Below are 24,434 nucleotides of genomic sequence, written 5' to 3' on the forward strand. Positions count from 1 at the left end.
ATTACTCAATCTACCGCACAGAGTAAATCCTCGTTAACCTGTTAACTCGTCAACTACTCCTCCAAACTAACCTTAGACTTCCCCACTTTCAATTTATACCCCTGCCCTACCATCAACGCATAATTCTCTTTCTCATGACTAACGGGAAAGCCAAAACAAACCGGGTAATCATACTCCTTTACTACATCCCTGATTATTTCATAAGCGGTTTGTCCAAATGGGCGCTCCGTATCTTTTGTATCGCTAAAACCTCCGATTATTAAACCGGCCAGTTTATTAAGTTTACCACTTCTTTTTAACTGCCGCATCATGCGGTCGATATTATACAGGTATTCGCCTACATCTTCCAGAAACAGGATCTTTCCTTTTGTTTTAAGGTCCGATTCGGTGCCCACCATATGCGCCAGCATAGCCAGGTTACCGCCTACCAGTTCACCAACAGCCTCGCCTTTTTTATTGAACTCATGGGTAGCGCATTCGTATTTAATGCGTTTGCCTGCCAATACATGTTTCAGCGATTGCACATATTCATTATCAGATCCACCATCATTAAACGCACCAGCCATGGGTGAATGCAAAGTGGCAATATTGTAATTGCTGTAAATATGCGAATGCAGCACCGTTATATCGCTAAACCCTATAACCCATTTGGGTTGTTTTTTAAACTTCCTGAAGTTTATAAAATCAATAATGCGTGTTAAACCATATCCGCCACGGGCGCACAATAGGGCCTGCACCTCATCATCGTCGAGAATCTGTTGAAAATTTACCAATCGTTCTTCATCGGTGCCTGAGAAATAATTGGTAGAATGACTGCCTACAGTTGTACCTACTTTTACCTTATAACCCCATTGCTGTAAAACATCGATACACGTTTGCGCTTTCTCTATTGCCATATATCCCGAAGGACAAACCAATGCAATGGTGTTACCTGGTTGTAAATAGGGAGGAATTTTTACCATTATTACTTATTATTTGTAGTGCCCAATACCTGATTTATTACAACGAATACCCAAAATTAAGGAAACCTTATAACCTTTAAATTTCCCGCAGTGTTACATCTTCATTAGAAACAGACAGTTTGTGTATTACGCCGCATTTTAATGCATAATTATTTCGTTGATGCCCAACGGGAAAATCGAAGCAAACCGGATATTTATATTCCTTAACCCTATCCAGTACAATTTCCTGCACCGACCGGCCAAACTCTTCGCCGGGGTCATCGGGTTTAATTTTAAATCCGCCTATTATTAAACCGGCCAGTTTTTCAAGCTTTCCGGTTCGTTTCAGGTTCCAGAACATACGGTCGATGCTGTACAGGTATTCACCGGTATCTTCTACAAACAGTATTTTGTTGGTAGTGCGCAGGTCGCTCTTTGTGCCGGCCAGCGTTTCAATTATTTTCAGGTTGCCGCCAATGAGCACGCCTTCTGCCTTGCCTGTTTTGTTAAGTGGGTTTACCGGCGCCGTATATTTCATTTTTGGTCCGGTAAGGGCCTGTTTTATTGAGAGAATGGTCTCTATTTGAATAGGTTCAGCTTTATTCCAGTCGTCGGGAAAACTGTTGCACATTTTTGAATGTATAGAAGCGATGCCATAATTACGGTTGAGGTGGCAATGCAAAACAGTGATATCACTAAAACCAATGATCCATTTGGGGTGGGTTTGCAGTTTAGTGAAATTCAATTTATCAATAATGCGAACAAACCCATAACCCCCGCGGGCGCACATAATGGCTTTTACCTGGGGATCGTCGATCATTTGCTGAAAATCGCGCGCCCGTTCTTCATCGGTACCACCAAACGTAAAGTCTTTTTTGCCTACGGTATCGCCCACTTTTATATTGAACCCCCACTCTACCATTTGCACCATGGCCGGTTGTATTTCGGGCAGGGTTATAAAACCTGCCGGGCAGGTTATACCAATGGTATCGCCGGGTTTCAGATACCGGGGCAGAATAGGCGCCGGTGATTCATCTTCACTATTACCGGCCGGGGCGCTGAAACCAGGAAAAGGTAATGCGGCAGTTAGGAACGAGAACAGGAAATGCTTACGGTTCATGTATTAAATATGATTTTTAAATATACCGTAAAGTTTTTTCAGCCAATACATAAAAAAACTACTTTTATTTTTATGGCAGTCAGGGTTGTAATTGCATTTTTAATGGCCTTTGCGTTTGGTGGTTATATCCTTTTCCAGGTACTTTTTCGCAAAAAGACCGGCAGGGAGTATAACAACGAGATCATGTTCATTGCTTTTTTTGTTGCCGTTTGGCTCATCATCTGTCTGCTGCTTTGGTAAACCATAATAAATCTTCATTTTTCCCAACCTTTTCAAACCTACGCTTCGTCAATAGTATAGAGTCGCTGATAACGTGCACGGTTGCGTAAGCCAAATAATTCATCACAAGTTTTTTAAACCCTTCTCCATTTGTTACACTGGAACAAGATCATAGATGGTTGTAAACAGCAAAAACCGCAAAGCCAGGAGGAGTTGTACCGGACATGCTATGCCGGTATGATGAAGTTGTGTATACGGTATGCCCGCGATTTGGATGAAGCAGCCGCCATTTACAACGAAGCCATGCTGAAGGTGTTTAAAACACTGCAGCAATTTGAGGGCCGCGGCGATTTTATGGGCTGGGTTCGGCGGATAGTTGTAAATACCTGCATAGATCATTGCCGGCGGCAGGCAAAATTCACCCATTGCCCAATTGAACAGGTAGAAGATGCCACCGTTTCGCTGGAGCCTGATATTTATAACCGCCTATCGGCAAATGATGTTATTAGCCTGCTACAGGAACTGCCGCGCAATACCGCACTGGTGTTTAACCTGTTTGTGCTGGACGGTTATAAACACGAAGAAATAGGGCAAACACTTGGTATTTCGGCCGGTACTTCAAAATGGCACCTGAACGAAGCACGGCGGTTATTAAAAGGCAAACTGGAAAATCTGTTGAAAAAAGAAATCTACTCGAATGCAATCTGACAAACAACATATTGATGATTTTTTTCGCCAGAAAGAAGAAGCGTTTAGGGCCGATGAGCAGCACGCAACTGCACACTGGCAGCAAATGCAAAAACAATTGGCAAACCCCGGCCCCGGCGCTTCGACTAATAATAGAACTATAAAGCAGATAGGCAGGTTCCTGGGTGCATTGCTTACCATTGCCATTATTGCACTGCTTACAATTAAAATAAACCGGTCGAACAAAAAAGCTATAACAAGAACAAATAAACAACAGTCAGCAGTAGTTGCCCCGCCAACAAAAGCAGCTACAATGCCCGATACATTATCACACATTTCGCAACCAACAAACAAAACCGTTCATGTTACGCCTACAAGCCAAAAAAAGCCGCCTCCAGAACCGGCCATGACGCTTATTTCGCCACCTATAACCAGGGCCGAAGAAACCTCAACCCAAACAGCAGAATATAATAACAGCGAATTGGGTAACAATAGTAAAACATTTGAAACAAAGGGCCCAAAGCCAAATGCACAAACTTTATTGAACCTGTTTTATGATCAGTTAAAAAAGAAAGAAGAAGCTTTTTATATAGATGCCGACCGCGATAATACCATAACGGCAAAAGAAGGTACCATATTGACAATACCCGCCCACGCATTCATTAACAAAAGTGGTGTGGCAAAAGGCAAAGTAAAAATAATTGTACACGAATATTATAAATATGAGGATATACTGGCAGCTAAACTAAGCACTACCTCAAACGATAAGCAACTGGTAACGGGCGGCATGTTGCATATAAGTGCCGAACAGGATGGTAAAGAAGTGAAGATAGCACCGCAAAGCGCCGTTGCCGTTAGTGTGCCTACTGACGATTACAATACTAAGATGATGCTGTTTAAAGGTGTTGAACAACCCAGCGAAACAGATAACACAACCCTCAACTGGATACCGGCAGGGGCGTTTCAGGAGCTGACGTTTCAGGGCCACAACCGTACCGTACAGGTGTTGAACCTGCAAAAGGTAGAACCCGCCTCAGTAAACTATGGTAAAAAAACCACGGCAAAATTTTATGTAAGCTCGCAGATAGATATTCCCAAATCGGCTTTGATAGCAGCACTAAAGCAGCGCTTTGGCACCTATTATGATGAAATAAAACTAAAGAAATTACGAAAGAAGAAAGCGCAGGAGCCCACATCGTTCGACGACAGATCGAGCATCATTGACTCCGTGCGAATAGATCTGCACAAAGCATTTAAAATGCGGCTGCTGCCAAAGAACGACAGCCTGTATTATGCCCTCCTGCTTAAACAGGATTCTATTGAGCATGAGAAACGCATAAAACGTCAGAAGCATTACCGGTTTGCCATTACCGATTTGGGCTGGATCAACTGCGACTTTTTTAGTAACAACGCTAGCCCCAAAATAAACCTAACAACCGACCTGGGCAAAGGCCAGGATGGACACACCTGTTTTTCACAACTCGTATTTACAAAGTACAGATCGGTGTTACAATCCTATTACGTTAGCGGTAATAAGCTCCGTTATGAGCGTGTACCCGAAGGCGAAGCTGTTGTACTGGTTATAGTAACCGTTAAAGATGATACTGTATGGTCGTGCTTCCGTTCACTGAACATTACGAAGTCAGCGGTTACAGACCTGGTTTTTGAACCCACTACCCCCGAACAATTCAAACAAAAACTACAATCGTTCTTCGCACCTCAACAACAATAACTTAAACATTTAGTCATGAAAAAATTATTGATGATCTGCCTGATGGCAGGTTACGGCCACTGCTTTGCCCAGAATATAGACCTGAGAGAGTTGCAACGGATACAGGAAGCCCCAACTGTTGAAGCCATAAACCAGCTGCTGGCCCCCAAAGGATACTCCCTTCCCAAAGAAAGTTCTTCGCTTATATGGGGTTTTCAAACGGATGCGCATCCGGAGGCTTCGAATGTGGCCCAGCTTTACCGGGTAAAAGATATCATTGGTATTAAACTGATCTATGAAACTGCTAACCCATTTTTTTACACAAACCTCGTAAATCAGTTACCGGCCAATGGCTTTCAGTTCAGGCAAACCCTTACCGATAAAAACAACGTGAACCTGGTGTTCAGTAATGGTAAACAGGAATTATTGCTTGATGTAGCCCAGGCCGACGACACAGATAAACCCTACCGTATTACCCTGCAACCGGTAAACCCAGTGAGAACATCGCTGCCCCCGCGATACGATCATAGTGCTCGCAAACTCGCATTTTAAATAGCCGTACGCCTTCACGCCAGCCATACGTCCCGTTACTGAGCTTCCGACTATCCGCCAGTAGTTGGACAAGCGCTCAGGAAGCGGGACTTTTTTGCATTTTCCCGCCTGCCCCGGAATGGTTACTTTTGCAATCCACCCTTTCGTCCCTCCACTGGCTGAATAGCGATATGCAGTACAAGAGTGCGACGCAAGGAACGGCGATTAGAGAACTAAAGACGATTAACAAATGAGCAATTTTAAGCGCTATTTAGTAACAGCGGCCCTGCCGTACGCCAATGGTCCCGTACATATCGGTCACCTGGCAGGCTGCTATTTACCAGCTGATATTTACGTGCGTTACCAACGGGCGCAAAAGAGAGATATCAAATTTATTGGCGGCAGCGATGAACATGGGGTTCCCATTACCATCCGCGCCATGAAAGAAGGCGTTAGTCCGCAACAGATTGTAGATAAATACCATGCCCTGATCAAGGAGAGCTTTGATCAAATGGGAATTTCTTTCGATATCTATTCCCGCACTTCAAACCAAATACACCACGAAACGGCAGCTGCCTTTTTCAAAAAGCTGTACGACGATGGCCTGTTTGAAGAAAAGGAAACGGAACAGTATTATGACGAAAAAACCAATACGTTCCTGGCCGACAGGTATATTACCGGAACCTGCCCTATTTGCAGCAATCCCAATGCCTACGGCGACCAGTGCGAAAGATGCGGTTCATCCCTTAGTCCCGAGCAATTAATAAACCCACGCAGCACCCTTAGCGATGCCATACCGGTAAAACGGAAAACCAAACACTGGTACTTTCCCTTGCAGAATTATGAAGAATGGCTGAAAGGCTGGATACTGGAAGGCCATACCGAATGGAAGAACAACGTATATGGACAGTGTAAAAGCTGGCTCGACAGTGGCCTGCAAAGCCGCGCCATGACGCGCGACAGCAGCTGGGGCGTAAAAGTACCTTTGCCCAACACAGAAGGCAAAGTATTGTACGTTTGGTTCGACGCCCCCATTGGTTATATTTCTGCCACCAAAGAACTTACCGAAGAATGGGCCGACTACTGGTGTAAAGAAGATACCAAACTGGTGCACTTTATTGGCAAGGACAATATCGTATTCCATTGTATTATTTTCCCGGCGATGTTAAAAGCGCATGGCGGATTTGTACTGCCCGATAATGTGCCGGCCAACGAGTTCCTGAATATTGAAGGTGATAAAGTATCAACCAGCCGTAACTGGGCCGTTTGGGTACATGATTATATAAAGGATTTTCCGGGTTGTGAAGATATGTTGCGTTATGTATTGTGCGCTAACGCACCGGAAACAAAGGACAATGACTTTACGTGGAAAGATTTTCAAACAAGGGTTAAAGGTGAGCTGGCTGACAAATTCGGCAATTTTGTAAACCGCGCATTTGTGTTGATGCACAAATTGTGCGGCGGTAAAGTGCCCCCATTACATACCGATATAATGGACGAAGCCGATAAAGAGATGCTGGCAGAATTTGAAATAGCCAAACAAAAGGTGGAAACAGCGCTTGAGGAATTCAAATTCAGGGATGCACTATTTGAGGTTATCATGCTTAGCGATAAAGGCAACAAGTACTTCCAGAAAAAAGAACCATGGAAAGTTGCCAATACCCTTGCAGAAAATCCCGATAATCAAAAACTGATCGATAACTGTATACATATTAGTTTACAGCTAACAGCCAACCTGGCGATAATGATCAATCCATTCCTTCCTAATACAGCCCAGAAAATGCTGCATATGATGAAGGTGGTTGATAAAATGTTGGAATGGGAGAATGCCGGCAAAACAAAATTGCTGAGCGTTGGTTATAGTTTACGTGCGCCGGAGATTTTGTTCCGCAAAATTGAAGATGCAGAGATACAGGCACAGGTAGATAAACTAAAAGCCGGTTTGATAAAACCAGCAGAAGCAGCACCCGCCGCTAAGGCAGAAGAAGCAGCTGCAGAACCAGATGCGCTGAAGGCAGAAATTGTGTACGATGATTTTGCCAAACTCGATCTGCGGGTGGGTACCATTGTTGCAGCTGAAAAAGTACCAAAGGCCGACAAGCTGTTGAAGCTGCAGGTTGATTTAGGTTTTGAGACCCGTACTATTGTTTCGGGTATTGCCGAGCATTTTAAACCCGAAGACATTACCGGCAAACAGGTAGTGGTGGTAGCCAACCTGGCGCCCCGCAAAATGCGAGGTATTGAAAGCAATGGTATGATCTTAATGGCCGAAGACAAAACAGGTAAACTGCATTTTGTAAATCCGGTCGATGCTATTGACAATGGCTCTTCAGTGAGTTAATATATTTTATGAAGGTGTAAAGGGGGGTCACCTTCCACGGTGACCCCCCTTTTTTATTTAAAAAAACGCTAGTTATGAAAATCGGATTTATTGGGTTAGGCAACCTGGGTACGCCTATTGCCGAAAACATTATTGAAAAAGGAAATCAGTTATTTGTTTATAACCGTACCGCTTCAAAAACAAAAGCGCTTACGGATAAAGGCGCTACCGCCATAGCTACTGTTAAAGAATTAACCACTACCTGCGATGTCATTATTACCATGGTAAGTGATGACAAGGCATTAAAAAGCATAAGCGAAGGACCCGATGGGTTGATACAAAATATGCAAAAGGGCGCCGTTCATATTTCAATGAGCACCATACTGCCGCTTACTGCCGAAGAATTGTCAAAACAACATACCGATAATGGTTCGCACTACCTGGCGTCGCCTGTATTTGGCCGGCCAGAGGCTGCCCGTGCCCGTAAGCTCAACTTTGTAGTATCGGGCGAAGCCACCTTGCGCCAACGGTTTGAACAGTTATTAAAAGATGCAGGCGGCGCCGGTGTGTGGGATTTTGGCGATGCCATTACCGCCGCCAATACCATTAAACTGTGTGGTAACTTTATGATAGCTGCTGCCCTGGAAGCTATTGGCGAAAGCGTAGCAATGGCCTCAAAAAGCAATATCGATACACAGAAGATGTGGTCGTTCTTTTCTCAAACCATTTTCAACTCGCCTATTTACAACAACTACGGAAATATAATCGTAAACCAACAGTTTACACCCGCCGCATTCAGTATGCAACTTGGTTTAAAAGATGTGAACCTGGTATTATCGCAGGCGCAACATGTGCAACAAAACATGCCATTGGCCAGCCTGCTGCAACAGCATATGCAACAACTGATCGAAAAGAAACCGGGTCTCGATTGGAGCGCCGTTGCCCTGGCAGCTGATCTTTGATCAATAGGCAATGGACAATAGGCAATGGGCAAAGACGAGATTCGCGATTAAATGGGAAAGCCCGAATATCGACAGTCCTTGCCAATTGCATATTGCCAATTGGCTTTCCCTTGCCAATTGCTTATTGCCTATTGCCAATTTAAATGCCTGTTAAGTCAGGGAAGCAACACAACAACAATATCCATCACATTTGTATGCGTAGGTCCCGTAATAACATGCCCGCCGGCCTTGTGAAAGAAGTTGTAAGAATCATTCTGCGTAAGATAATCTTCAGCTATTAGTTTCCGTTGGGCCGTTAATTTTATCACCGCGGCATCAACCACTGCACCGGCCGCATCGGTAGGGCCATCGGTACCATCGGTGCCCGCACTTAATAATACCGGCATACTTTCACTATTGGGAAATGCTTTTTGTAATTCAACCAACGCAGCTAAGGCAAACTCCTGGTTACGGCCGCCTTTGCCCGGGTTGTTAATGGTCACCGTTGTTTCGCCACCCAGTAATAAACAGGCCGGCCGTGTACCTTCGTATTGCTGTACCTGTAATACCAGCTCCTTTGCTTTTTCTTTTGCTTCTCCCTGTAAGGCATCGGTTATAATAACCGGCGTGTACTGTAATTCCCTGGCCATGGAAGCCGCTGCTTCCAACGCAATACGGTTGGTACCTATAAGATAATTATGGCTTTTATCAAAAATAGGATCGCCGGGCTTTGGCGTATCGGGTATTTGTTTTGTTAAACCCAGTTGCAACCATCGAATAATACTTACCGGTAGTTTCTCCGTCAATTGATATTTGCGAACTATTTCCCAGGCCCCGGCAAATGTTGAACGGTCGGCCACGGTAGGCCCACTGGCAATAATATTGAGCGGGTCGCCAATAACATCACTTAAAATAAAACTAATAACGGTTGCCGGCGATGCCGTTCGTAACAACTGTCCACCCTTTATGCCTGCCGACAAATGCTTACGCACGGTATTCATTTCTTCAATGGTGGCGCCGCTTTGCAATAACCTGTTAAATACAATTTGCAATTCGGGCAACAATACCCCGGGCGGGCAGTCAACCAGCAATGCAGAAGCGCCCCCACTTATCAATGCCACTACCACATCTTTTTCACCGGCATTCTTCAACAACCTGATGGTTTCGCGGCCAGCCAGTAAACTATTCTCATCGGGCACCGGATGCCCCGCCTCAATACATTCAATGGTCTTTAATGCAAAGGCATGGTCGTACTTGGTAACTATAAACCCTCCATTAATACGGTTACCCAACACCAGCTCCGCTTCCTTTGCCATAGCGGCACTGGCCTTGCCCGCCCCTATAATAAAAAGCTTATTTATATCGTGCTCAGCAAAAAGCTGTTCGCCCAGGCGTAACTGGTTTTGCTGCCAGCGCATATGCTTTGACAACAGAAATTGCGGTTGTACCGCCCGCACAGCCTCGGAAAATATTTTAAGCGCATCGTTACGCATTGGTTATGCTATTTTTTTATCGGATAGCCAGTTACTTACAACCATTTTCGACGTTCACCCACGCAGCTATTAACAAGCTAATTTATAAAAAGCTGTTGGCAGAACCGGATTTTATGCTATCTTTGAAAATAGTTGTTTAGCTAACTATTTTTTTATGAGTAAACGAATCATTAAAAAAGTAGCAGTTCTGGGTAGTGGAGTTATGGGTTCCCGTATTGCATGCCATTTTGCAGGTATTGGGGTTCAGGTGTTGTTATTAGACATGGTTCCTAAGGAAGCTATGGAGAGTGATAACAAAGCTGCCCGCAATAAACTGGTAAATGATGCCCTCCAGGCCGCTATAAAAAGCAATCCTTCCCCTGTTTATACGAAAGATGTGGTGAAAAGGATCACCACCGGCAACTTCACCGATAACCTGAAAGATATTGCAGGTTACGATTGGATCATTGAGGTTGTTGTTGAACGCCTTGATATTAAACAACAGATCTTTACCGAAGTAGAAAAGTATCGTAAACCCGGTACGCTTATTACTTCAAATACATCGGGTATTCCTATTCACCTGATGGCCGAAGGCAGAAGTGATGATTTTAAAAAGCACTTCTGCGGAACACACTTTTTCAATCCACCCCGCTACTTACGATTACTTGAAATAATTCCAACGCCTCATACAGATGCGGCCGTGGTTGATTTCTTAATGCAATATGGCGACCTGTACTTAGGTAAAACCACCGTATTGTGTAAAGACACCCCGGCATTTATAGCCAACCGCATAGGTGTGTATGGTATTATGGCCATCTTTGGCCTGGTTGATAAAATGGGCCTCACCGTTGATGAAGTAGATGCATTGACAGGCCCCATCATTGGCCGCCCCAAATCGGCCACCTTTAGAACAGCCGATGTAGTGGGTATAGATACCCTGGTGAAAGTGGCTAAAGGCGTATATGATAATTGCCCAAACGACGAGCGCCGCGATACATTTGTTATACCAGCCTGGCTCGAAAAAATGGTAGCCAACAATCAGTTGGGCGATAAAACCGGTCAGGGCTTTTTTGTAAAGAAGAAAGGTGAAAAAGGAGAGAAAGAGATTTACTCGCTCGACTTTACATCCTTTGAATATAAACCCCGCACAAAAGCAAAATTTGCTACGGTGGAAGCGGCCAAGCCTATTGACGATCTTAAAACAAGATTGAAGGCCTTGTGCGCCGGAACCGATAAAGCGGGCGAATTCTACCGTCATTTTCATTACGGACTGTTTTCGTATATCTCTCACCGCATTCCTGAGATCTCTGATGAAATATATCGCGTAGACGATGCTATGATGGCTGGCTTTGGCTGGGAGATAGGTGCATTTGAAAGCTGGGACGTATTAGGTGTGGAAAGCACTGTACAAAAAATGAAAGCAGCCGGTTATTCTGTTGCCCCGTGGGTAAATGATATGCTGGAAGCCGGAATAAAAAGCTTCTATAAAGTTGAGAATGGCAAACGGTTATATTATGATGTAAATTCAAGATCATATAAGTCATTGCCCGGCGGCGATGCATTTATTGTGATGAAGAATTTTGAGAACCAAACCGTTTGGAAGAACAGTGGCTGCCGCCTTTATCATTTGGGCGACGATGTGTTAGGACTTGAGTGGAACACGAAAATGGGCAGCATTGGTGGTGAAGTAATTGAAGGTATACAAACAGCTATTGCAAAAGCGGAGGATAAGTATAAAGGTGTAGTAATAGCAAATGATAGCGCCAATTTCAGCGCTGGTGCCAATGTGGGCATGATTTTTATGCTTGCAATTGAGCAGGAATATGATGAGCTCGACATGGCTATTCGAATGTTTCAGAACACCATGATGCGCGCACGTTATTCTGCCGTTCCTGTAGTAGTTGCCCCACACGCCCTTACATTAGGCGGAGCTTGTGAGTTAAGCCTTCATTCAGATAAAGTTTGTGCTGCCGCAGAAACCTATATAGGTTTGGTTGAATTGGGCGTTGGCCTTATTCCCGGCGGTGGTGGTACCAAAGAGTTTGTATTACGTGCAGCTGATGAAATGCATGAAGACGAACCGGAAACCATTACACTTAAGAATCGATTTCTTACTATAGCCACGGCAAAGGTTGCTACTTCGGCCCACGAAGGTTTTGACCTGGGCATTTTACGTAAGGGTAAAGACGAAGTGGTATTGAACCAGGGCCGCCGTATTGCCGAAGCAAAGAAAAGTGTGATAGAGCTATTCGATAGTGGCTACGTTACTCCTGTACAACGAAACGACGTCAAAGTATTAGGCCGTTCAGCGCTGGGCGCTTTATATGCCGGCATCAATGGCATGGTACGTGCGCAATACGCCACCGAGCACGATGCATTGGTGGGCAGAAAGCTGGCCTACGTAATGTGCGGCGGCGACCTGAGCGAACCTACGCTGGTATCAGAACAATATTTACTGGACCTGGAGCGGGAAGCCTTTTTATCTCTGTGTGGTGAAAAGAAGACCCTTGAAAGGATCCAAAGCGTTTTGAAAGGCGGAAAGCCAGTCCGCAATTGATAATCAGGCGTCACATGAGAAAATCACGGGCACTCCACGTCACAGGAGTGCCTTTTTTTATTAATTTAGGGTATGGGAGAGGCAGAATTACTTACCAGTACCAATCAACTTGTCATACATTCTGTATTATTCTTTTATGGTGATGCTGCCACCAGTGACCTCTCGAATCAAATAGCCAACGACATTAGCAAACACTGGAATGAGCCAGAAGCTAAAGTAAACATCAGCGGTAACTTATATGAAGTACGCTTTGAAATAGAATGGGTATACGAACCCAATCTCGATCCCGAAAAAGTTTGGTATAACGATAACCCGCGCTTTAATTTCTTTCGAATTGAAGAATACTCGGCTATTGATATTTCCTTTGTAGATGGCATAGGCTGTAATACCGGTTTTTTTAAACTGGATAACCTCAGATCTTCTACCACAGCGGCCCATGAGTATGGCCATACCCTGGGTCTCGACCATCCTTCCAATCTTGATATCAGAGGCAAGTCGGCGCCGGGCATAATGTACCCGCGCGGCACTATTGTTGATCCTGAATTTCAATACGATCCCAATGCAGCACCCGGGCCGGGCCATGGCGGCACCCTGAACCCCGTTTACCGCAAAGTGCTTGTTTCTGATATTGAAAACCTTAAGCTGCACAAGCTGCATTTTGATACCGGTAAGGCCATGCTGGGCGATTTTTCGAGCCTGTATCACGAAAAGCACCGCCCGCCGGTTACCTGATAAAAAATTACATTTGATATTTCCGTCCTGCCCTGGTAATATTTAGCTGGCCACAACGACCAATAACCATCAGCAAAACAGGTAATCATGGCTATTCTTACCGTTCAGGATCTGCATAAAAACTACGGTCCCATACAGGCTTTAAAAGGCGTATCGTTCTCGGTGCCCAAAGGTTCGGTATTTGGCATTTTAGGCCCTAACGGCAGTGGCAAAACGACCCTGCTGGGTATTATACTCGATGTGTTGCGTGCCACTTCCGGCACCTTCAAACTATTTGACGAAGAACCCAGCCACAAACACCGGCAGCAGATAGGCACCTTGCTCGAAACTCCTAACTTTTATCATTACCTGAATGCGGTGCAGAACCTGCGTATTGCCGCAGCCATAAAACAACGGGGACGTGCCGATATTGATAAAGTACTGCAACTGGTTAACCTCGAACAACGCAAGTTCTCAAAATTCAGCACCTATTCATTGGGTATGAAACAAAGACTGGCCATTGCCAGTGCCCTGTTGGGTGATCCTGATGTGCTGATATTTGACGAACCTACCAATGGCCTCGACCCTGTAGGCATTGTTGAAACCCGCGACCTGATAAAAAAGCTAAGTAAAGCAGGTAAAACCATCATTATGGCCAGCCACCTGCTCGATGAAGTGGAGAAGGTTTGTACCCATGTGGCCATATTGCAAAAAGGCACACTTATTACCCATGGGCATGTTGATGAAATACTGATCACCGATGATATAGTTGAAACTTCCGCTACCGATCTGCAACAACTGCAGGCCATGCTGCAACAATATCCCGGCGCCAAACATGCACAGGTAAAAGAACAGTATGTTGAAGTAACCTTTACGCCGGGCACTGTATCGCTCGAAGCATTGAACCGCTATTGCTTTGATAAAGGCATAACACTGCGCCACCTGCGGCTTCGTAAGAAAAGCCTTGAAACCAAATTCTTTGAACTTACACAAAACAATAACTAGTATGGGCCAGCTATTAGCAATTGAATGGATGAAGCTGAAGAACTATCGTGCTTTCTGGATACTGTTAATGCTTTATATAGCCACCATCTTTGGTGCCAATTATATTGGTTACCGTTTCCAGGAAAACATGTTCCAGTCGAAACAGGCCAAAGGGTTGGCGCAAATGGTTTTAGGCACCCCGTTTTCATTTCCTACCGTATGGCAAACAACCGCTAATATCAGCAGCTTTTTGTTGTTTATTCCCGGCCTTATTATGATCATTCTTATTACCAACGAATACAGTTTTAAAACACACCGGCAGAATATCATCGATGGGTTAACACGCCAGCAGTTTATTACGGCCAAGATCATGTTAGCGGCGCTATTGTCGTTATTATCAACAACACTGGTTTTTATGGCAGCAACAATATTTGGCCTTATGGATGGCACCAGTTCATTCAGCTTCGATGAGTTTTCTTACATTGGTTATTACCTGTTGCAGGCCATGAGTTATATAATGGTAGCCGTACTTATTGCTGTGTTATTGAAACGGGGTGGCCTGGCCATAGGTGTTTTCTTCTCCTATGCGTTGATACTGGAGCAGATTATTGTGATCTTCTTAAATAAAAACGCCAATTACATCGGCCGCTATATGCCATTGGAATCGACCGACATGTTGGTGCCGTTCCCAAGAATGCAGCAGCTTATGAGTGTATTAAAAATAAACCAACCTAATTATACAGCACTATTTATAGCAGCGCTGGTATACCTGGCGGCCTATTTGTTCTTTGTGGTAAGAAAATTCAAAACAGACGATCTGTAAACTATTTTTTTACCAGATCATCAAGTGCAACTTCAAGCGAGGGATATAAGAACTGAAAACCGCTGTTGATGATCTTTTCGCAACTAACCTTGGCACTTTTTAAGATCTCAATACTTAGTTCGCCTAAGATCAATTTCAATGCGAATGATGGTACATAGATAGGAATATAAAAGCTGCCCTTTATTTTTTTGGCCAGCGTAAGCATCAGGTTTTTATTGGTTACGGGTTGAGGAGCAACCGTATTGTATTCGCCCTGTATTTTTTCATTGTCAATAGCGTACAGGAACATACGGCACAGGTCGTCGATGTGGATCCAACTGCAAACCTGGTCGCCACTGCCAAAAATAGGTGCAATGCCTGCACGTACAGGTTTTTTAAATTCAGTAAAGGCGCCGCCATCGTTACTTAATACAATACCGCATCTGAATATCACCAGGCGTTTACCCAGTGCAGTTACGGGTTTTATGGCGTTCTCCCACTTAACACAGGTATCACCTAAAAAGTCTTCAGCGGCCGGGTCGCCCTCTTTAAAATAGGTAGCCGAAGCCTTTCGTGTTTTATCTTCACCATACCGGCCAATACCCGACATACTGATCACAGCTTTTACTTTATTGGTATTTTCCTGCAAGGCTTTAACCAGCAGCTCACCACTATCTACGCGGCTGTCTACAATTTCCTGTTTGCGTTTTTTCGACCAGCGTTTATCGGCCACACCCGCGCCGGCCAGGTTAAAAATATAATCGGCTTTTTGCAACGCATCAATATCAATGGTCTTGTTGGCGGGGTCCCAGGCGGCATAAGAAATATCACCAGCGCCTGTACGGGGACTACGGGAAAGAATAATTACCTGGTGTTGTTTGCTTACCAGCAATTTGCTTAATGCTTTACCAATGGTGCCTGTTCCGCCGGTGATAAGTATGGTTGCCATGGTACAAAGTTAGGAATAAAAAAATCCCCCCGATTAGTCGGGGGGACTACAACTAAAAACAACAATCGCTGTGTTAAAACAATCGATTTAAACCCGGGTGTCTCTGTTCAATGAACCTTTACTCTCAATACAAACAGATAGCACTATGGGCGGGACAGGATACAACAGATATTAATCAGGTTTCTTTCCATCTAAAAACGTGTTTAGCGTGGAAATCTGGGTGTTATTATTTTCGTCGGTTTTCACTTCATACTTACTGTAGAAGTTTTCAACGCTTGAAATAGTATTGTACAGTTCCAAATTGCGGCGGATGTATGCCGGCACAGTTTCAAACTCGTTGTTAGGGTCAGCTCCGTTAATATTGAACGAAAGGTTGCGCAATTTCTGAATTCGTTCAGCTGCACGGCGTTTTTGTTCTTCTGCTTCGTCTAGCATTGCCAGGTCCTCAACAGAAATGTTGCCGTTACTAACAGGGGGTTGAGTATGATAGGCCCCAGGCTCATCCGCCGCTGGAATATCATCTTTGAATACCAGATGCAGCTCATTGGAAGGATCATCTTCCTGGAGCGGGTTTGCATTGGTATTACGAACAGGTTCCTTCATAGGCGAATGTTCTGGTTTGGATTCATCTTTTTTGGGTTCTGCATAAATATTGGAAGGCTTGGCCAAGTATCCTCCGGATGCTGCAGACATCGAAGAATTATTTTGATTCTTTTGTTGCTGTTGTTGCTTTGATGCGGAATTTTGGATGGGTTCGGATGGTTGCGAAAGTACCCATTCAATTTTTTCCGGGGTAGTGTTTTTATCCACAGTATTTCTACCCTCATCTTCATTCGTAAAAAGCTCCAAAGCTACGGGGCCGCCCGTATTATCGGTTTCAATTAACTTAGGTGCCAGTTCTGGTTTTATAGCCTGCTCTCCTTTTTCCTCCTTCTTCTCCACTGCCGGCTGCTGCTTTGGCTTTTCATTTCCCAAAGTAAGGAGGATCTTATCGTCTTTCTTGGGGTCGGATTTTGGTGCTGCGGCCGGTTTCTTAAAAGGGTCTTTATGCTCAAAACCAGTGGCAATAAGGGTAATGCCGATTTTATCGTCCAGCGAATCATCGTAGCCCATACCGAGAATTACATCGGTACCTTCGCCGGCCTGGTCTAATAAATAGTTTTGAATGATCTCCACTTCATCCATGGTAAACTCGTGTTCACCTTCGGCTGAGTTGATATTTATCAATATCCATTTAGCGCCGCGAATATCATTATCATTCAGCAATGGTGAGTTCAATGCATCTTCAATAGTACGTATTGCACGATCTTCACCGCTACAAGCCGCGCTACCTAAAATAGCCACACCACCGTTACGCATTACGGTGCATACATCGGCAAAGTCAACGTTGATCTGACCAGTGCTATTAATTACATCTGTAATACATTTTGCTGCTGTCGCCAATACGTTATCCGCTTTGGAGAAAGCTTCTTTCATTTTCAGGTTACCAAACTGGTGACGCAGTTTATCATTACTGATCACCAGCAATGTATCAACAGATTCCTTTAATTCTTTTATCCCAAGTTCAGCCTGCAACTGACGTTTCTTTCCCTCGTATGAAAATGGAGTGGTTACAATACCAACAGTAAGTATGTCAAGCTCTTTACATATTTGGGCTATGATAGGGGCGCCACCGGTACCGGTCCCACCACCCATACCAGCAGTAATGAACGCCATTTTGGTATTCACTTCCAAAATGCGTTTAATTTCTTCAAGACTTTCTTCGGTAGCCTGTTTACCAATTTCAGGATTTGCGCCTGCTCCCAACCCCTGTGTTAAATGGGGCCCCAACTGCACTTTATTCGGTACCTGGCTTTGTGATATAGCCTGGGCATCGGTGTTACAAATAATAAAGTTTACGCCCTCAATTTGCTGGCTATACATGTGGTTAACCGCATTGCTACCGCCACCACCTACACCAATCACTTTGATGATAGATGATTTCTCCTTCGGTAAATCAAAATGAATCATAGCTTACTGTTTAACAGCCCCACCAGCCTACCCTCACTCGCTGCTGAGACCAGATTAAGAAATAACGGGTTAGTATAACATTTTTGCATGTAACGGAACACAACAGCTCCATTGCTATGCTGGTATTTTCCATATTCCCCGGATTTTCTTTTTCAATAGGTTGAATGTAATGCGGTCCTTTATCAAATTCCCTGCCTTACACAGGCGGGTCTGTTACTTGTTATATATTTTTTAATAATTATAACTATACTTTACAATGCATGGTCTTCTTCTTCCTTGAACAGCTCAATGATACCGTCTTTGAATTTGCCCCAGAAATCTTTAATGCCCTTGCGGTTCCTTACTTTTTCTGATTGCATATCGTCATCATCGTCCATTACATCCTCTTCAACCTCTACAGCTTTGGTACGCAGGTTGTCGGGCACCTTGATCTTTCTGAACTGATTTTCGAACTGTTTGCGTTGATTTTCATAATCGCTGTAACCTTTTAAAATAAGACCAATACAGGTTGAATAAGTTGGGCGGGCCAGCTCTTCAATATGTCCTGCTGCCAGGTGCTCGGTTGGGAAACCAATGCGGGCGTTCAGTCCGGTTACATATTCTGTTAACTGAATGAGGTGTTTTAATTGTGAACCACCACCAGTGAGCACGATACCACCATTGAGCATACGGCTGTCTAAACCAACCTGCTTTAAATGATAGGTAACAAAGTCCATGATCTCACTCATACGTGCCTGTATGATGTTGGCCAGGTTCTTTACACTGATCTCTTTGGCCGGCATACCACGCAAACCGGGAATAGTAATGAAGGCATTGCTGCGGGCTTCATTTGCCAATGCGCTACCAAATTGCACTTTCATTTGCTCGGCTTGTGTTTTTAAAACACCCAAACCGGTTTTAATATCGTTGGTAATGTTCTCGCCACCGAAAGGAATAACAGCAGTGTGTTTTAAGATACCCTCATAAAACACTGCCAGGTCGGTAGTACCACCACCAATATCAACAATGGCTACGCCTGCTTCCAGATCTTCGGTTCCCATTACGGCTGAAGCAGAGGCCAGTGGTTGTAATACCAGGTCCTTTGTTTTTAAACCGCTTTTCTCAACTGCACGGGTAATATTGCGGATGGCGTTTTTGTCGCCGGTGATGATGTGGAAATTAGCTCCAATTTTCACGCCACCATAGCCAATTGGGTTGGGAATATTTTGAAAATTATCAACTGTAAACTCCTGCGGTATCACATCGATGATCTGATCGCCTGCAGGAATATACGTTTTATACTGATCTGAGATCAACTGATCTATTTCACGTTGAGAGATCTCATCATCGGTTTGTTGACGAACAATGTCACCACGGGTTTGCAGGCTTTTTATATGATGACCTGCAATACCTACATATACTTCATTGATCTCCAAACCCGGATTTGATGCGAAGCAGTTCTCAAGCGCCATGTTAATGGCCTTGATGGTTTCATCGATATTAAGCACCTGCCCATGCTTAACACCGTTGGAGTTAGCCCTGCCAAAGCCAATGATCTCCAGCTTGCCGAATTCGTTCTTTCGGCCGGCAATCGCGGCAATTTTTGTCGTACCGATATCCAGTCCGACAATAATGGGTTGTTGTTCGTGTTGCATACTTATCCTGTTTTTAGTTGTTGTATAGGGGGACCTCCGACATCTTCCCTCCAATTCACTTGTTGCTATATATTATTCAGTCTCTTATTTGCTATCCTATAATTGTCCCTCTTCACTTCACACCTATCACCTGTCGTGCGTATCGTACATTCAGCCTTTGATATACATCCATTCCGGTCTTACTCAACACCTGCTGATAAAACAACAGCAACCGTTTAAATTTCTTTTCGTAATCGGTACCATCGCCAAACTCTATTATATGGTTGCCTACAACGGGTATAATTTCAAAAGATCTATCGGGCTGGATATCTACTTGCGAAACCTGTGCCATCCAAAAATCATCATGCGTTACAAATTCTCCGATCTTTATTATATCCCGCATCAACACACTATCTGCACTGCTTAGTTTATCCTTTTCTGATGGAAAGCTGGTAAATACTGGCAAACGGGCCGAGAACTTATCTGATAACGGCAGCTTTTCACCACTGCTATCAATATAAAAGCTATTGCCGTTTACCGTAAATAACCGTACCAACGGCATCCGCTCTTCAACCCGCACCTGTAATACACGGCTGTTATCGAAATACAGCTCTGCATCTTTCACCCACACATTACTCTTCAGTTGGTTCTCCATTTTACGCAGGTCGAAGCTTTTTATGGCCCGGCCCTGTAAACCGCCTTGTGTGGTAAGCAAATTGGCGATATCCTTTTTATCAAGGAACCACTGATCAACTTTTCCCTTTATGCGAATATTATAGCCCTTACAGGTTTTACTGCTTTGTGAGTTCATGGCGGCTACCAGCAGCACCATAGTGCCGGCTGCTATACACAACCAGAACCCCACTAACAACAATTTCCTGACAGCGCGTTTCTTTTTCATTCTATATTTCTACTCAATGATCTCTTTAATTGGTTGCACCTGCGTATCTATATCGCCGGCGCCGGCTGTGATCAGTAACCAGCCATTACTGCTTTTTGTTGATGCATCCTTTTGTTCCTTTACCCACTGCAACAACTGCTCTTTACTCAACACCTGCTTGTTCGGGTTCTTCATTTTGTCGAGTATGGTGTAACTGGTTACGCCTTCAATTGGTAATTCGCGGGCCGGGTAAATTGGTAGCAACACCACTTCATCGGCCATGTCCAACACCTCCGCAAACTCCGTTGCCAGGTCTCTTGTTCTGGTGAACAGGTGTGGCTGAAAGATCACCGTGCACTTCATGTTACCAAACAGTCCCTTTGCACCGGTTATCAATGCCCGCAACTCTTCGGGGTGATGCGCATAATCATCTACAAACGTCAACTCTCTTTCTTTGATCACATATTCGAAGCGGCGTCTTACTCCCCTGAATGCTTCTACTGCCGCTTTAATTTTTTCAGCGTCAATACCCAGGCGGTGGGCAATAGCTATGGCAGCTATTACGTTTTCTATGTTATGTAACCCGCCCATATTCAATACCACATGGGGAAGCGTCCACTCTTTCACCTGCACATCAAATACATAAGTACCATGCTGCATTTGAATATTACAGGCATATATATCAGCCTGTGTATTTTGCAAATGATACGTATAATGGTTTGACGCCTTCAGCTCTTTTCCTCTTGGCAAACCATATTTGCTGATCAATAGACCACCTGGTTTTATTTTACCGGCAAACTCAATGAACGCTTCTTCCATGGCAGCCGGTGTTCCGTAAATGTCTAAATGATCGGGGTCCATGGCACTGATCACTGCCACATCGGGCGTTAACCGTAAAAAGCTGCGATCGTATTCATCGGCTTCCACTACACAGGTATCGCGTTTATGGCTCCAGTAATTACTGTTATAATTTACGGCAATGCCACCCAGGAAGGCGTTACATCCATATTCACTATGACGCAGAATATGCGCTACCATAGTGGTGATGGTGGTTTTTCCATGAGTTCCGGCCACGCAGATATTAAAAGAACTTCTTGTAATAGCCCCCAGCACTTCACTTCGTTTCATCAACGGATAGTTGTTTTGCTGGTAGTATACCAACTCGGTATGTGCCTTTGGCACTGCCGGCGTATACACTATTAGTTGTGCATCTTTAGGCGCCAGCTCCAGGTTATCGTCATAGTGTACCGGTATACCTTCGCTTACCAGCTGTTTGGTAAGCGGGGTTTCGGTTTTATCGTAACCGCTTACTTCTTTCCCATGAAATTTAAAGTAGCGGGCAAGCGCACTCATTCCTATACCACCAATACCAATGAAATAAACCTTTTGTATATCTTTTATATCGATCATTTATCAACGTATCAACTTAAGTATTTCTGTAGCTACAACCTCATCTGCATTTGTAACAGCCAGCTTAGCTATATTATCTTTCAATAACTGTTGCGTAAGCGCATCTTTAGCCAGTTCAATTACAGCGGGAACCAGCTTTGCCTTTGCTTCACTATCCTTTATCATTAAACCAGCCTGCTTATCCACTAAGTTCTGCGCATTGGCAGTTTGGTGATCTTCGGCTGCAAACGGAAAAGGCACAAAAACTACCGGCTTTTTTGCCACGCATAATTCCGCTACCGACATGGCGCCTGCCCTTGATATCACTACATCTGCGGCAGCATAGGCATATTCCATTTGGGTAATAAAACTATTGGCCCAAATATTCCGGTTCTCCGTTGCCAGCGCACTTGCTCTTTCGGCATACAGTTTACCGGTTTGCCAAATCAACTGCACATCATTCTTTTTGAACTCCCCAATACCGGCATCTACTGCTTCATTTATTCCTTTGGCGCCCAAACTACCACCGGTTACAAAAACCGTTTTCTTTGTTGCATCTAACCCAAAGAACTGAATGCCTTCACTGCGGCTAATGGTATTGTTTACTATATTCTGCCGTACAGGATTACCCGTGATCATAAGTTTATCGGCCGGGAAGAACTTCTCCATGCCATCGGTTGCCACAAAGATCTTACTGGCATTTTTGCCCAGCATCATATTGGCTTTACCGGCAAATGAATTGGCTTCATGTATAAAAGTGGGTATTCCCTTTGCCTGTGCTGAACGCAAAACCGGAAAGGTTGAATAGCCTCCAACACCAATCACCGCATCTGGTTGAAATGTTTTAAGAATGCTTCGTACCTGCCAAAAGCTTTTTACCAGTTTAAATGGCAGTCCGATATTCTTTATCAAAGAGCTTCTGTTGAAACCAGCTATATCAAGTCCTTTTATATTATACCCGGCCTGGGGCACTTTTTCCATTTCCATTTTTCCTTTGGCGCCTACAAACAGTATCTCTACTGTAGGTTGCAACTTGCGTAATGCATGTGCAATGGCTACTGCCGGAAAAATATGTCCGCCCGTTCCACCCCCTGCTATAATTATCTTTTTATTCACGGATATGATTTTTAATTTATCAGGGCTCACTTACCTTGTTCAAAGTCTTTCATTGCTATTTCGGTGAGCGGTTTCAATGCCTTCACCTTTTCTTCTTTATCTTCTACTTTAGCCGCTTCCGTTTTCTTTGCTCTTGGCTTTTTTGCTTTTACCGGTTTTTTTTCCTCCCCTTCTTCTTCCTCTTCCTCCTCTTCGTCAGCTTCTACTGCTTTTTTCTCTTTTGGTTCTTTTGGCACTACCGGTGTTTCCAGTTGTTCTACGTTACGGGCCACACTTAAAATAATACCAATAGCCAAACAGGTGAACAGGAATGAACTACCGCCCATACTTACCAGTGGTAAGGTTACCCCTGTTACCGGGAACAGGTTAACGGTTACCGCCATATTTATGAGCGCCTGTATTACCAGCGTGAAGCTTAACCCCAACGCCAGAAATGCCCCAAAAGCATAAGGGCATTTTTTAAATATTCTGATACTCCTTAAAAGGAATAGCAGGTAAACAAATAAGATAAAACCGCCTCCCGCCAGTCCATACTCCTCTATAATGATCGCAAAAATGAAATCTGAATATGGGTGTGGTAAAAAGTTTCGCGTTTCACTATTACCAGGCCCCAACCCCAGCAAACCGCCTTTTGCAATAGCGATCTTCGACTGGTTTATTTGATAGTTCTCATCTTTATCTACCTGTTTGCTATCATAAATAAAGTTCTGTACACGGCTTATCCAGGTAGGTATACGTTTAACCTGCAAAAAGAAAGGCAGTTCCCTGCATTTCTCTTCTTTTTTATCATAAAATGCCACAGCCAGCATAACCAGTATCGCTACAGGTATAGCAGCCAGGCCAATCGTCATCAACAGGTGTTTGGTGTTTGCCCTGCCTATAAATAATAACATCATGCTGGTAGCTCCTACCAGCAATGCGGTAGACAGGTTGGCCGGTGCAATCAACACGCATATCATACCAACGGGCATGATCACGGGGAGATATCCCTTTTTAAAATCCTTTATCACATCCTGTTTCTTACTTAGCAGGCGGCTCAGGAACATGAACAGCGCCAGCTTGGCAAGGTCAGATGTTTGGAATGTTAAATTGATGATAGGTAACCGTATCCAACGGCTACCCTGGTTCAATTCAACACCAAAGGCCAGTGTGTATATTAATAAGGGTATCGATATTATGAATAAGATACGCGCTACCCTCGACCACAGGGTGTAATTCACCCGGTGTGCAAAATAAATGATCCCTAACCCCAATGCAGTGAACACTACCTGCTTAAACAGGTATACCTCGGTATTACCGCGATTATACTTGTATGCAAGCAACCCGGTTGAACTATATACGGCCAGCATTGATACCAATGCCAATACAACCACAATAGCCCAAATGACCTTGTCGCCACGGGTCTTGCTCAGCAGGCCGCTTGCACTTGTTTGTTTCAACGGTATGTCGTTTGCGCCTGTCATTTATCTATATAGAAATAT

20 protein-coding genes are annotated in these 24,434 nt (G+C 44.2%); 10 read left to right on the forward strand and 10 right to left on the reverse strand.

Annotated elements, in window-relative coordinates:
- Positions 1–53: 53 nt before the first annotated feature.
- Both GGD38_RS07735 and GGD38_RS07740 read right to left on the reverse strand, forming a co-directional pair.
- Positions 54–962 carry an LD-carboxypeptidase gene (locus GGD38_RS07735; protein WP_375298584.1) on the reverse strand — a complete coding sequence of 303 codons (909 nt, stop codon included), beginning with the start codon at positions 960–962 and terminating at the stop codon, positions 54–56.
- Positions 963–1,038: 76 nt separating this feature from the next.
- Entirely contained in the window at positions 1,039–2,061 is a 1,023-nt protein-coding gene (locus GGD38_RS07740) for an LD-carboxypeptidase (RefSeq protein WP_375298583.1), read from the reverse strand.
- A gap of 72 nt (positions 2,062–2,133) precedes the next feature.
- Here GGD38_RS07740 and GGD38_RS07745 point away from each other — a divergent pair, with 72 nt between their 5' ends.
- The 6 genes from GGD38_RS07745 (at position 2,134) to GGD38_RS07770 (ending at position 8,491) form a co-directional block, all read left to right on the forward strand.
- The gene (locus GGD38_RS07745; protein ID WP_375298582.1) at positions 2,134–2,301 is read left to right on the forward strand and encodes a hypothetical protein; all 168 of its coding nucleotides are present in this window, start codon (positions 2,134–2,136) and stop codon (positions 2,299–2,301) included.
- Positions 2,302–2,430: 129 nt separating this feature from the next.
- A complete protein-coding gene (locus GGD38_RS07750) occupies positions 2,431–2,988 on the forward strand; it encodes an RNA polymerase sigma factor (protein ID WP_375298581.1) in 558 nt (185 codons plus the stop codon).
- On the forward strand, positions 2,978–4,699 hold the full coding sequence (locus GGD38_RS07755; RefSeq protein ID WP_375298580.1) for a hypothetical protein: 1,722 nt from the start codon (positions 2,978–2,980) through the stop codon (positions 4,697–4,699). The genes GGD38_RS07750 and GGD38_RS07755 overlap by 11 nt, the downstream gene beginning before the upstream one ends.
- 15 nt (positions 4,700–4,714) lie before the next feature.
- A complete protein-coding gene (locus GGD38_RS07760) occupies positions 4,715–5,230 on the forward strand; it encodes a hypothetical protein (RefSeq protein WP_375298579.1) in 516 nt (171 codons plus the stop codon).
- 229 nt (positions 5,231–5,459) lie between these two features.
- Complete coding sequence (gene metG, locus GGD38_RS07765) at positions 5,460–7,550, forward strand: methionine--tRNA ligase (RefSeq protein WP_375298578.1); 2,091 nt, start codon at positions 5,460–5,462, stop codon at positions 7,548–7,550.
- A 74-nt stretch (positions 7,551–7,624) separates the two neighbouring features.
- A complete protein-coding gene (locus GGD38_RS07770; RefSeq protein ID WP_375298577.1) occupies positions 7,625–8,491 on the forward strand; it encodes an NAD(P)-dependent oxidoreductase in 867 nt (288 codons plus the stop codon).
- Positions 8,492–8,646: 155 nt separating this feature from the next.
- Here GGD38_RS07770 and GGD38_RS07775 read toward each other — a convergent pair whose 3' ends face one another.
- The gene (locus GGD38_RS07775; RefSeq protein WP_375298576.1) at positions 8,647–9,963 is read right to left on the reverse strand and encodes a glycerate kinase; all 1,317 of its coding nucleotides are present in this window, start codon (positions 9,961–9,963) and stop codon (positions 8,647–8,649) included.
- A 154-nt stretch (positions 9,964–10,117) separates the two neighbouring features.
- On the opposite strand from GGD38_RS07775, the gene GGD38_RS07780 reads away from it, so the two are divergent.
- From GGD38_RS07780 to GGD38_RS07795, 4 genes are all read left to right on the forward strand, one after another.
- The gene (locus GGD38_RS07780) at positions 10,118–12,499 is read left to right on the forward strand and encodes a 3-hydroxyacyl-CoA dehydrogenase/enoyl-CoA hydratase family protein (protein WP_375298575.1); all 2,382 of its coding nucleotides are present in this window, start codon (positions 10,118–10,120) and stop codon (positions 12,497–12,499) included.
- Between the two features lie 72 nt (positions 12,500–12,571).
- Complete coding sequence (locus GGD38_RS07785; RefSeq protein WP_375298574.1) at positions 12,572–13,231, forward strand: peptidase M10; 660 nt, start codon at positions 12,572–12,574, stop codon at positions 13,229–13,231.
- 87 nt (positions 13,232–13,318) lie between these two features.
- Positions 13,319–14,215, forward strand: a complete 897-nt coding sequence (locus GGD38_RS07790; protein ID WP_375298573.1) for an ABC transporter ATP-binding protein — start codon at positions 13,319–13,321, stop codon at positions 14,213–14,215.
- 1 nt (position 14,216) lies between these two features.
- Positions 14,217–15,017: an ABC transporter permease gene (locus GGD38_RS07795; protein WP_375298572.1), complete on the forward strand. Its 801-nt coding sequence runs from the start codon at positions 14,217–14,219 to the stop codon at positions 15,015–15,017.
- Position 15,018: 1 nt separating this feature from the next.
- Here GGD38_RS07795 and GGD38_RS07800 read toward each other — a convergent pair whose 3' ends face one another.
- The 7 genes from GGD38_RS07800 to GGD38_RS07830 all read right to left on the reverse strand — a co-directional run bounded on the left by GGD38_RS07800 (position 15,019) and on the right by GGD38_RS07830 (position 24,416).
- A complete protein-coding gene (locus GGD38_RS07800; RefSeq protein ID WP_375298571.1) occupies positions 15,019–15,945 on the reverse strand; it encodes a TIGR01777 family oxidoreductase in 927 nt (308 codons plus the stop codon).
- Between the two features lie 171 nt (positions 15,946–16,116).
- Positions 16,117–17,955 (reverse strand): cell division protein FtsZ, encoded by a 1,839-nt coding sequence (gene ftsZ, locus GGD38_RS07805; protein ID WP_375298570.1) that lies wholly within the window; start codon positions 17,953–17,955, stop codon positions 16,117–16,119.
- Positions 17,956–18,206: 251 nt separating this feature from the next.
- Positions 18,207–19,589 (reverse strand): cell division protein FtsA, encoded by a 1,383-nt coding sequence (gene ftsA / locus GGD38_RS07810; RefSeq protein ID WP_375298569.1) that lies wholly within the window; start codon positions 19,587–19,589, stop codon positions 18,207–18,209.
- A gap of 112 nt (positions 19,590–19,701) precedes the next feature.
- Positions 19,702–20,469 (reverse strand): cell division protein FtsQ/DivIB, encoded by a 768-nt coding sequence (locus GGD38_RS07815; RefSeq protein WP_375298568.1) that lies wholly within the window; start codon positions 20,467–20,469, stop codon positions 19,702–19,704.
- A 9-nt stretch (positions 20,470–20,478) separates the two neighbouring features.
- Entirely contained in the window at positions 20,479–21,858 is a 1,380-nt protein-coding gene (gene murC / locus GGD38_RS07820; RefSeq protein ID WP_375298567.1) for a UDP-N-acetylmuramate--L-alanine ligase, read from the reverse strand.
- Between the two features lie 3 nt (positions 21,859–21,861).
- Entirely contained in the window at positions 21,862–22,953 is a 1,092-nt protein-coding gene (gene murG, locus GGD38_RS07825; RefSeq protein WP_375298566.1) for an undecaprenyldiphospho-muramoylpentapeptide beta-N-acetylglucosaminyltransferase, read from the reverse strand.
- Positions 22,954–22,979: 26 nt separating this feature from the next.
- A complete protein-coding gene (locus GGD38_RS07830) occupies positions 22,980–24,416 on the reverse strand; it encodes an FtsW/RodA/SpoVE family cell cycle protein (RefSeq protein ID WP_375298565.1) in 1,437 nt (478 codons plus the stop codon).
- Positions 24,417–24,434: the final 18 nt, after the last annotated feature.

This window comes from Niastella sp. OAS944, from assembly GCA_024809215.1.
Classification (GTDB): Bacteria; Bacteroidota; Bacteroidia; order Chitinophagales; family Chitinophagaceae; genus Niastella.

What these genes read in the sequence shown, in the direction of transcription:
- ftsA (WP_375298569.1), bottom strand. Translation starts at nt 19,589, where the DNA reads ATGCAACACGAACAACAACCCATTATTGTCGGACTGGATATCGGTACG.
- GGD38_RS07785 (WP_375298574.1), top strand. Translation starts at nt 12,572, where the DNA reads ATGGGAGAGGCAGAATTACTTACCAGTACCAATCAACTTGTCATACAT.
- GGD38_RS07740 (WP_375298583.1), bottom strand. Translation starts at nt 2,061, where the DNA reads ATGAACCGTAAGCATTTCCTGTTCTCGTTCCTAACTGCCGCATTACCT.
- ftsZ (WP_375298570.1), bottom strand. Translation starts at nt 17,955, where the DNA reads ATGATTCATTTTGATTTACCGAAGGAGAAATCATCTATCATCAAAGTG.
- GGD38_RS07815 (WP_375298568.1), bottom strand. Translation starts at nt 20,469, where the DNA reads ATGAAAAAGAAACGCGCTGTCAGGAAATTGTTGTTAGTGGGGTTCTGG.
- GGD38_RS07775 (WP_375298576.1), bottom strand. Translation starts at nt 9,963, where the DNA reads ATGCGTAACGATGCGCTTAAAATATTTTCCGAGGCTGTGCGGGCGGTA.
- GGD38_RS07770 (WP_375298577.1), top strand. Translation starts at nt 7,625, where the DNA reads ATGAAAATCGGATTTATTGGGTTAGGCAACCTGGGTACGCCTATTGCC.
- GGD38_RS07830 (WP_375298565.1), bottom strand. Translation starts at nt 24,416, where the DNA reads ATGACAGGCGCAAACGACATACCGTTGAAACAAACAAGTGCAAGCGGC.
- GGD38_RS07780 (WP_375298575.1), top strand. Translation starts at nt 10,118, where the DNA reads ATGAGTAAACGAATCATTAAAAAAGTAGCAGTTCTGGGTAGTGGAGTT.
- GGD38_RS07795 (WP_375298572.1), top strand. Translation starts at nt 14,217, where the DNA reads ATGGGCCAGCTATTAGCAATTGAATGGATGAAGCTGAAGAACTATCGT.
- metG (WP_375298578.1), top strand. Translation starts at nt 5,460, where the DNA reads ATGAGCAATTTTAAGCGCTATTTAGTAACAGCGGCCCTGCCGTACGCC.
- GGD38_RS07800 (WP_375298571.1), bottom strand. Translation starts at nt 15,945, where the DNA reads ATGGCAACCATACTTATCACCGGCGGAACAGGCACCATTGGTAAAGCA.
- murC (WP_375298567.1), bottom strand. Translation starts at nt 21,858, where the DNA reads ATGATCGATATAAAAGATATACAAAAGGTTTATTTCATTGGTATTGGT.
- GGD38_RS07735 (WP_375298584.1), bottom strand. Translation starts at nt 962, where the DNA reads ATGGTAAAAATTCCTCCCTATTTACAACCAGGTAACACCATTGCATTG.
- GGD38_RS07745 (WP_375298582.1), top strand. Translation starts at nt 2,134, where the DNA reads ATGGCAGTCAGGGTTGTAATTGCATTTTTAATGGCCTTTGCGTTTGGT.
- GGD38_RS07760 (WP_375298579.1), top strand. Translation starts at nt 4,715, where the DNA reads ATGAAAAAATTATTGATGATCTGCCTGATGGCAGGTTACGGCCACTGC.
- GGD38_RS07790 (WP_375298573.1), top strand. Translation starts at nt 13,319, where the DNA reads ATGGCTATTCTTACCGTTCAGGATCTGCATAAAAACTACGGTCCCATA.
- GGD38_RS07755 (WP_375298580.1), top strand. Translation starts at nt 2,978, where the DNA reads ATGCAATCTGACAAACAACATATTGATGATTTTTTTCGCCAGAAAGAA.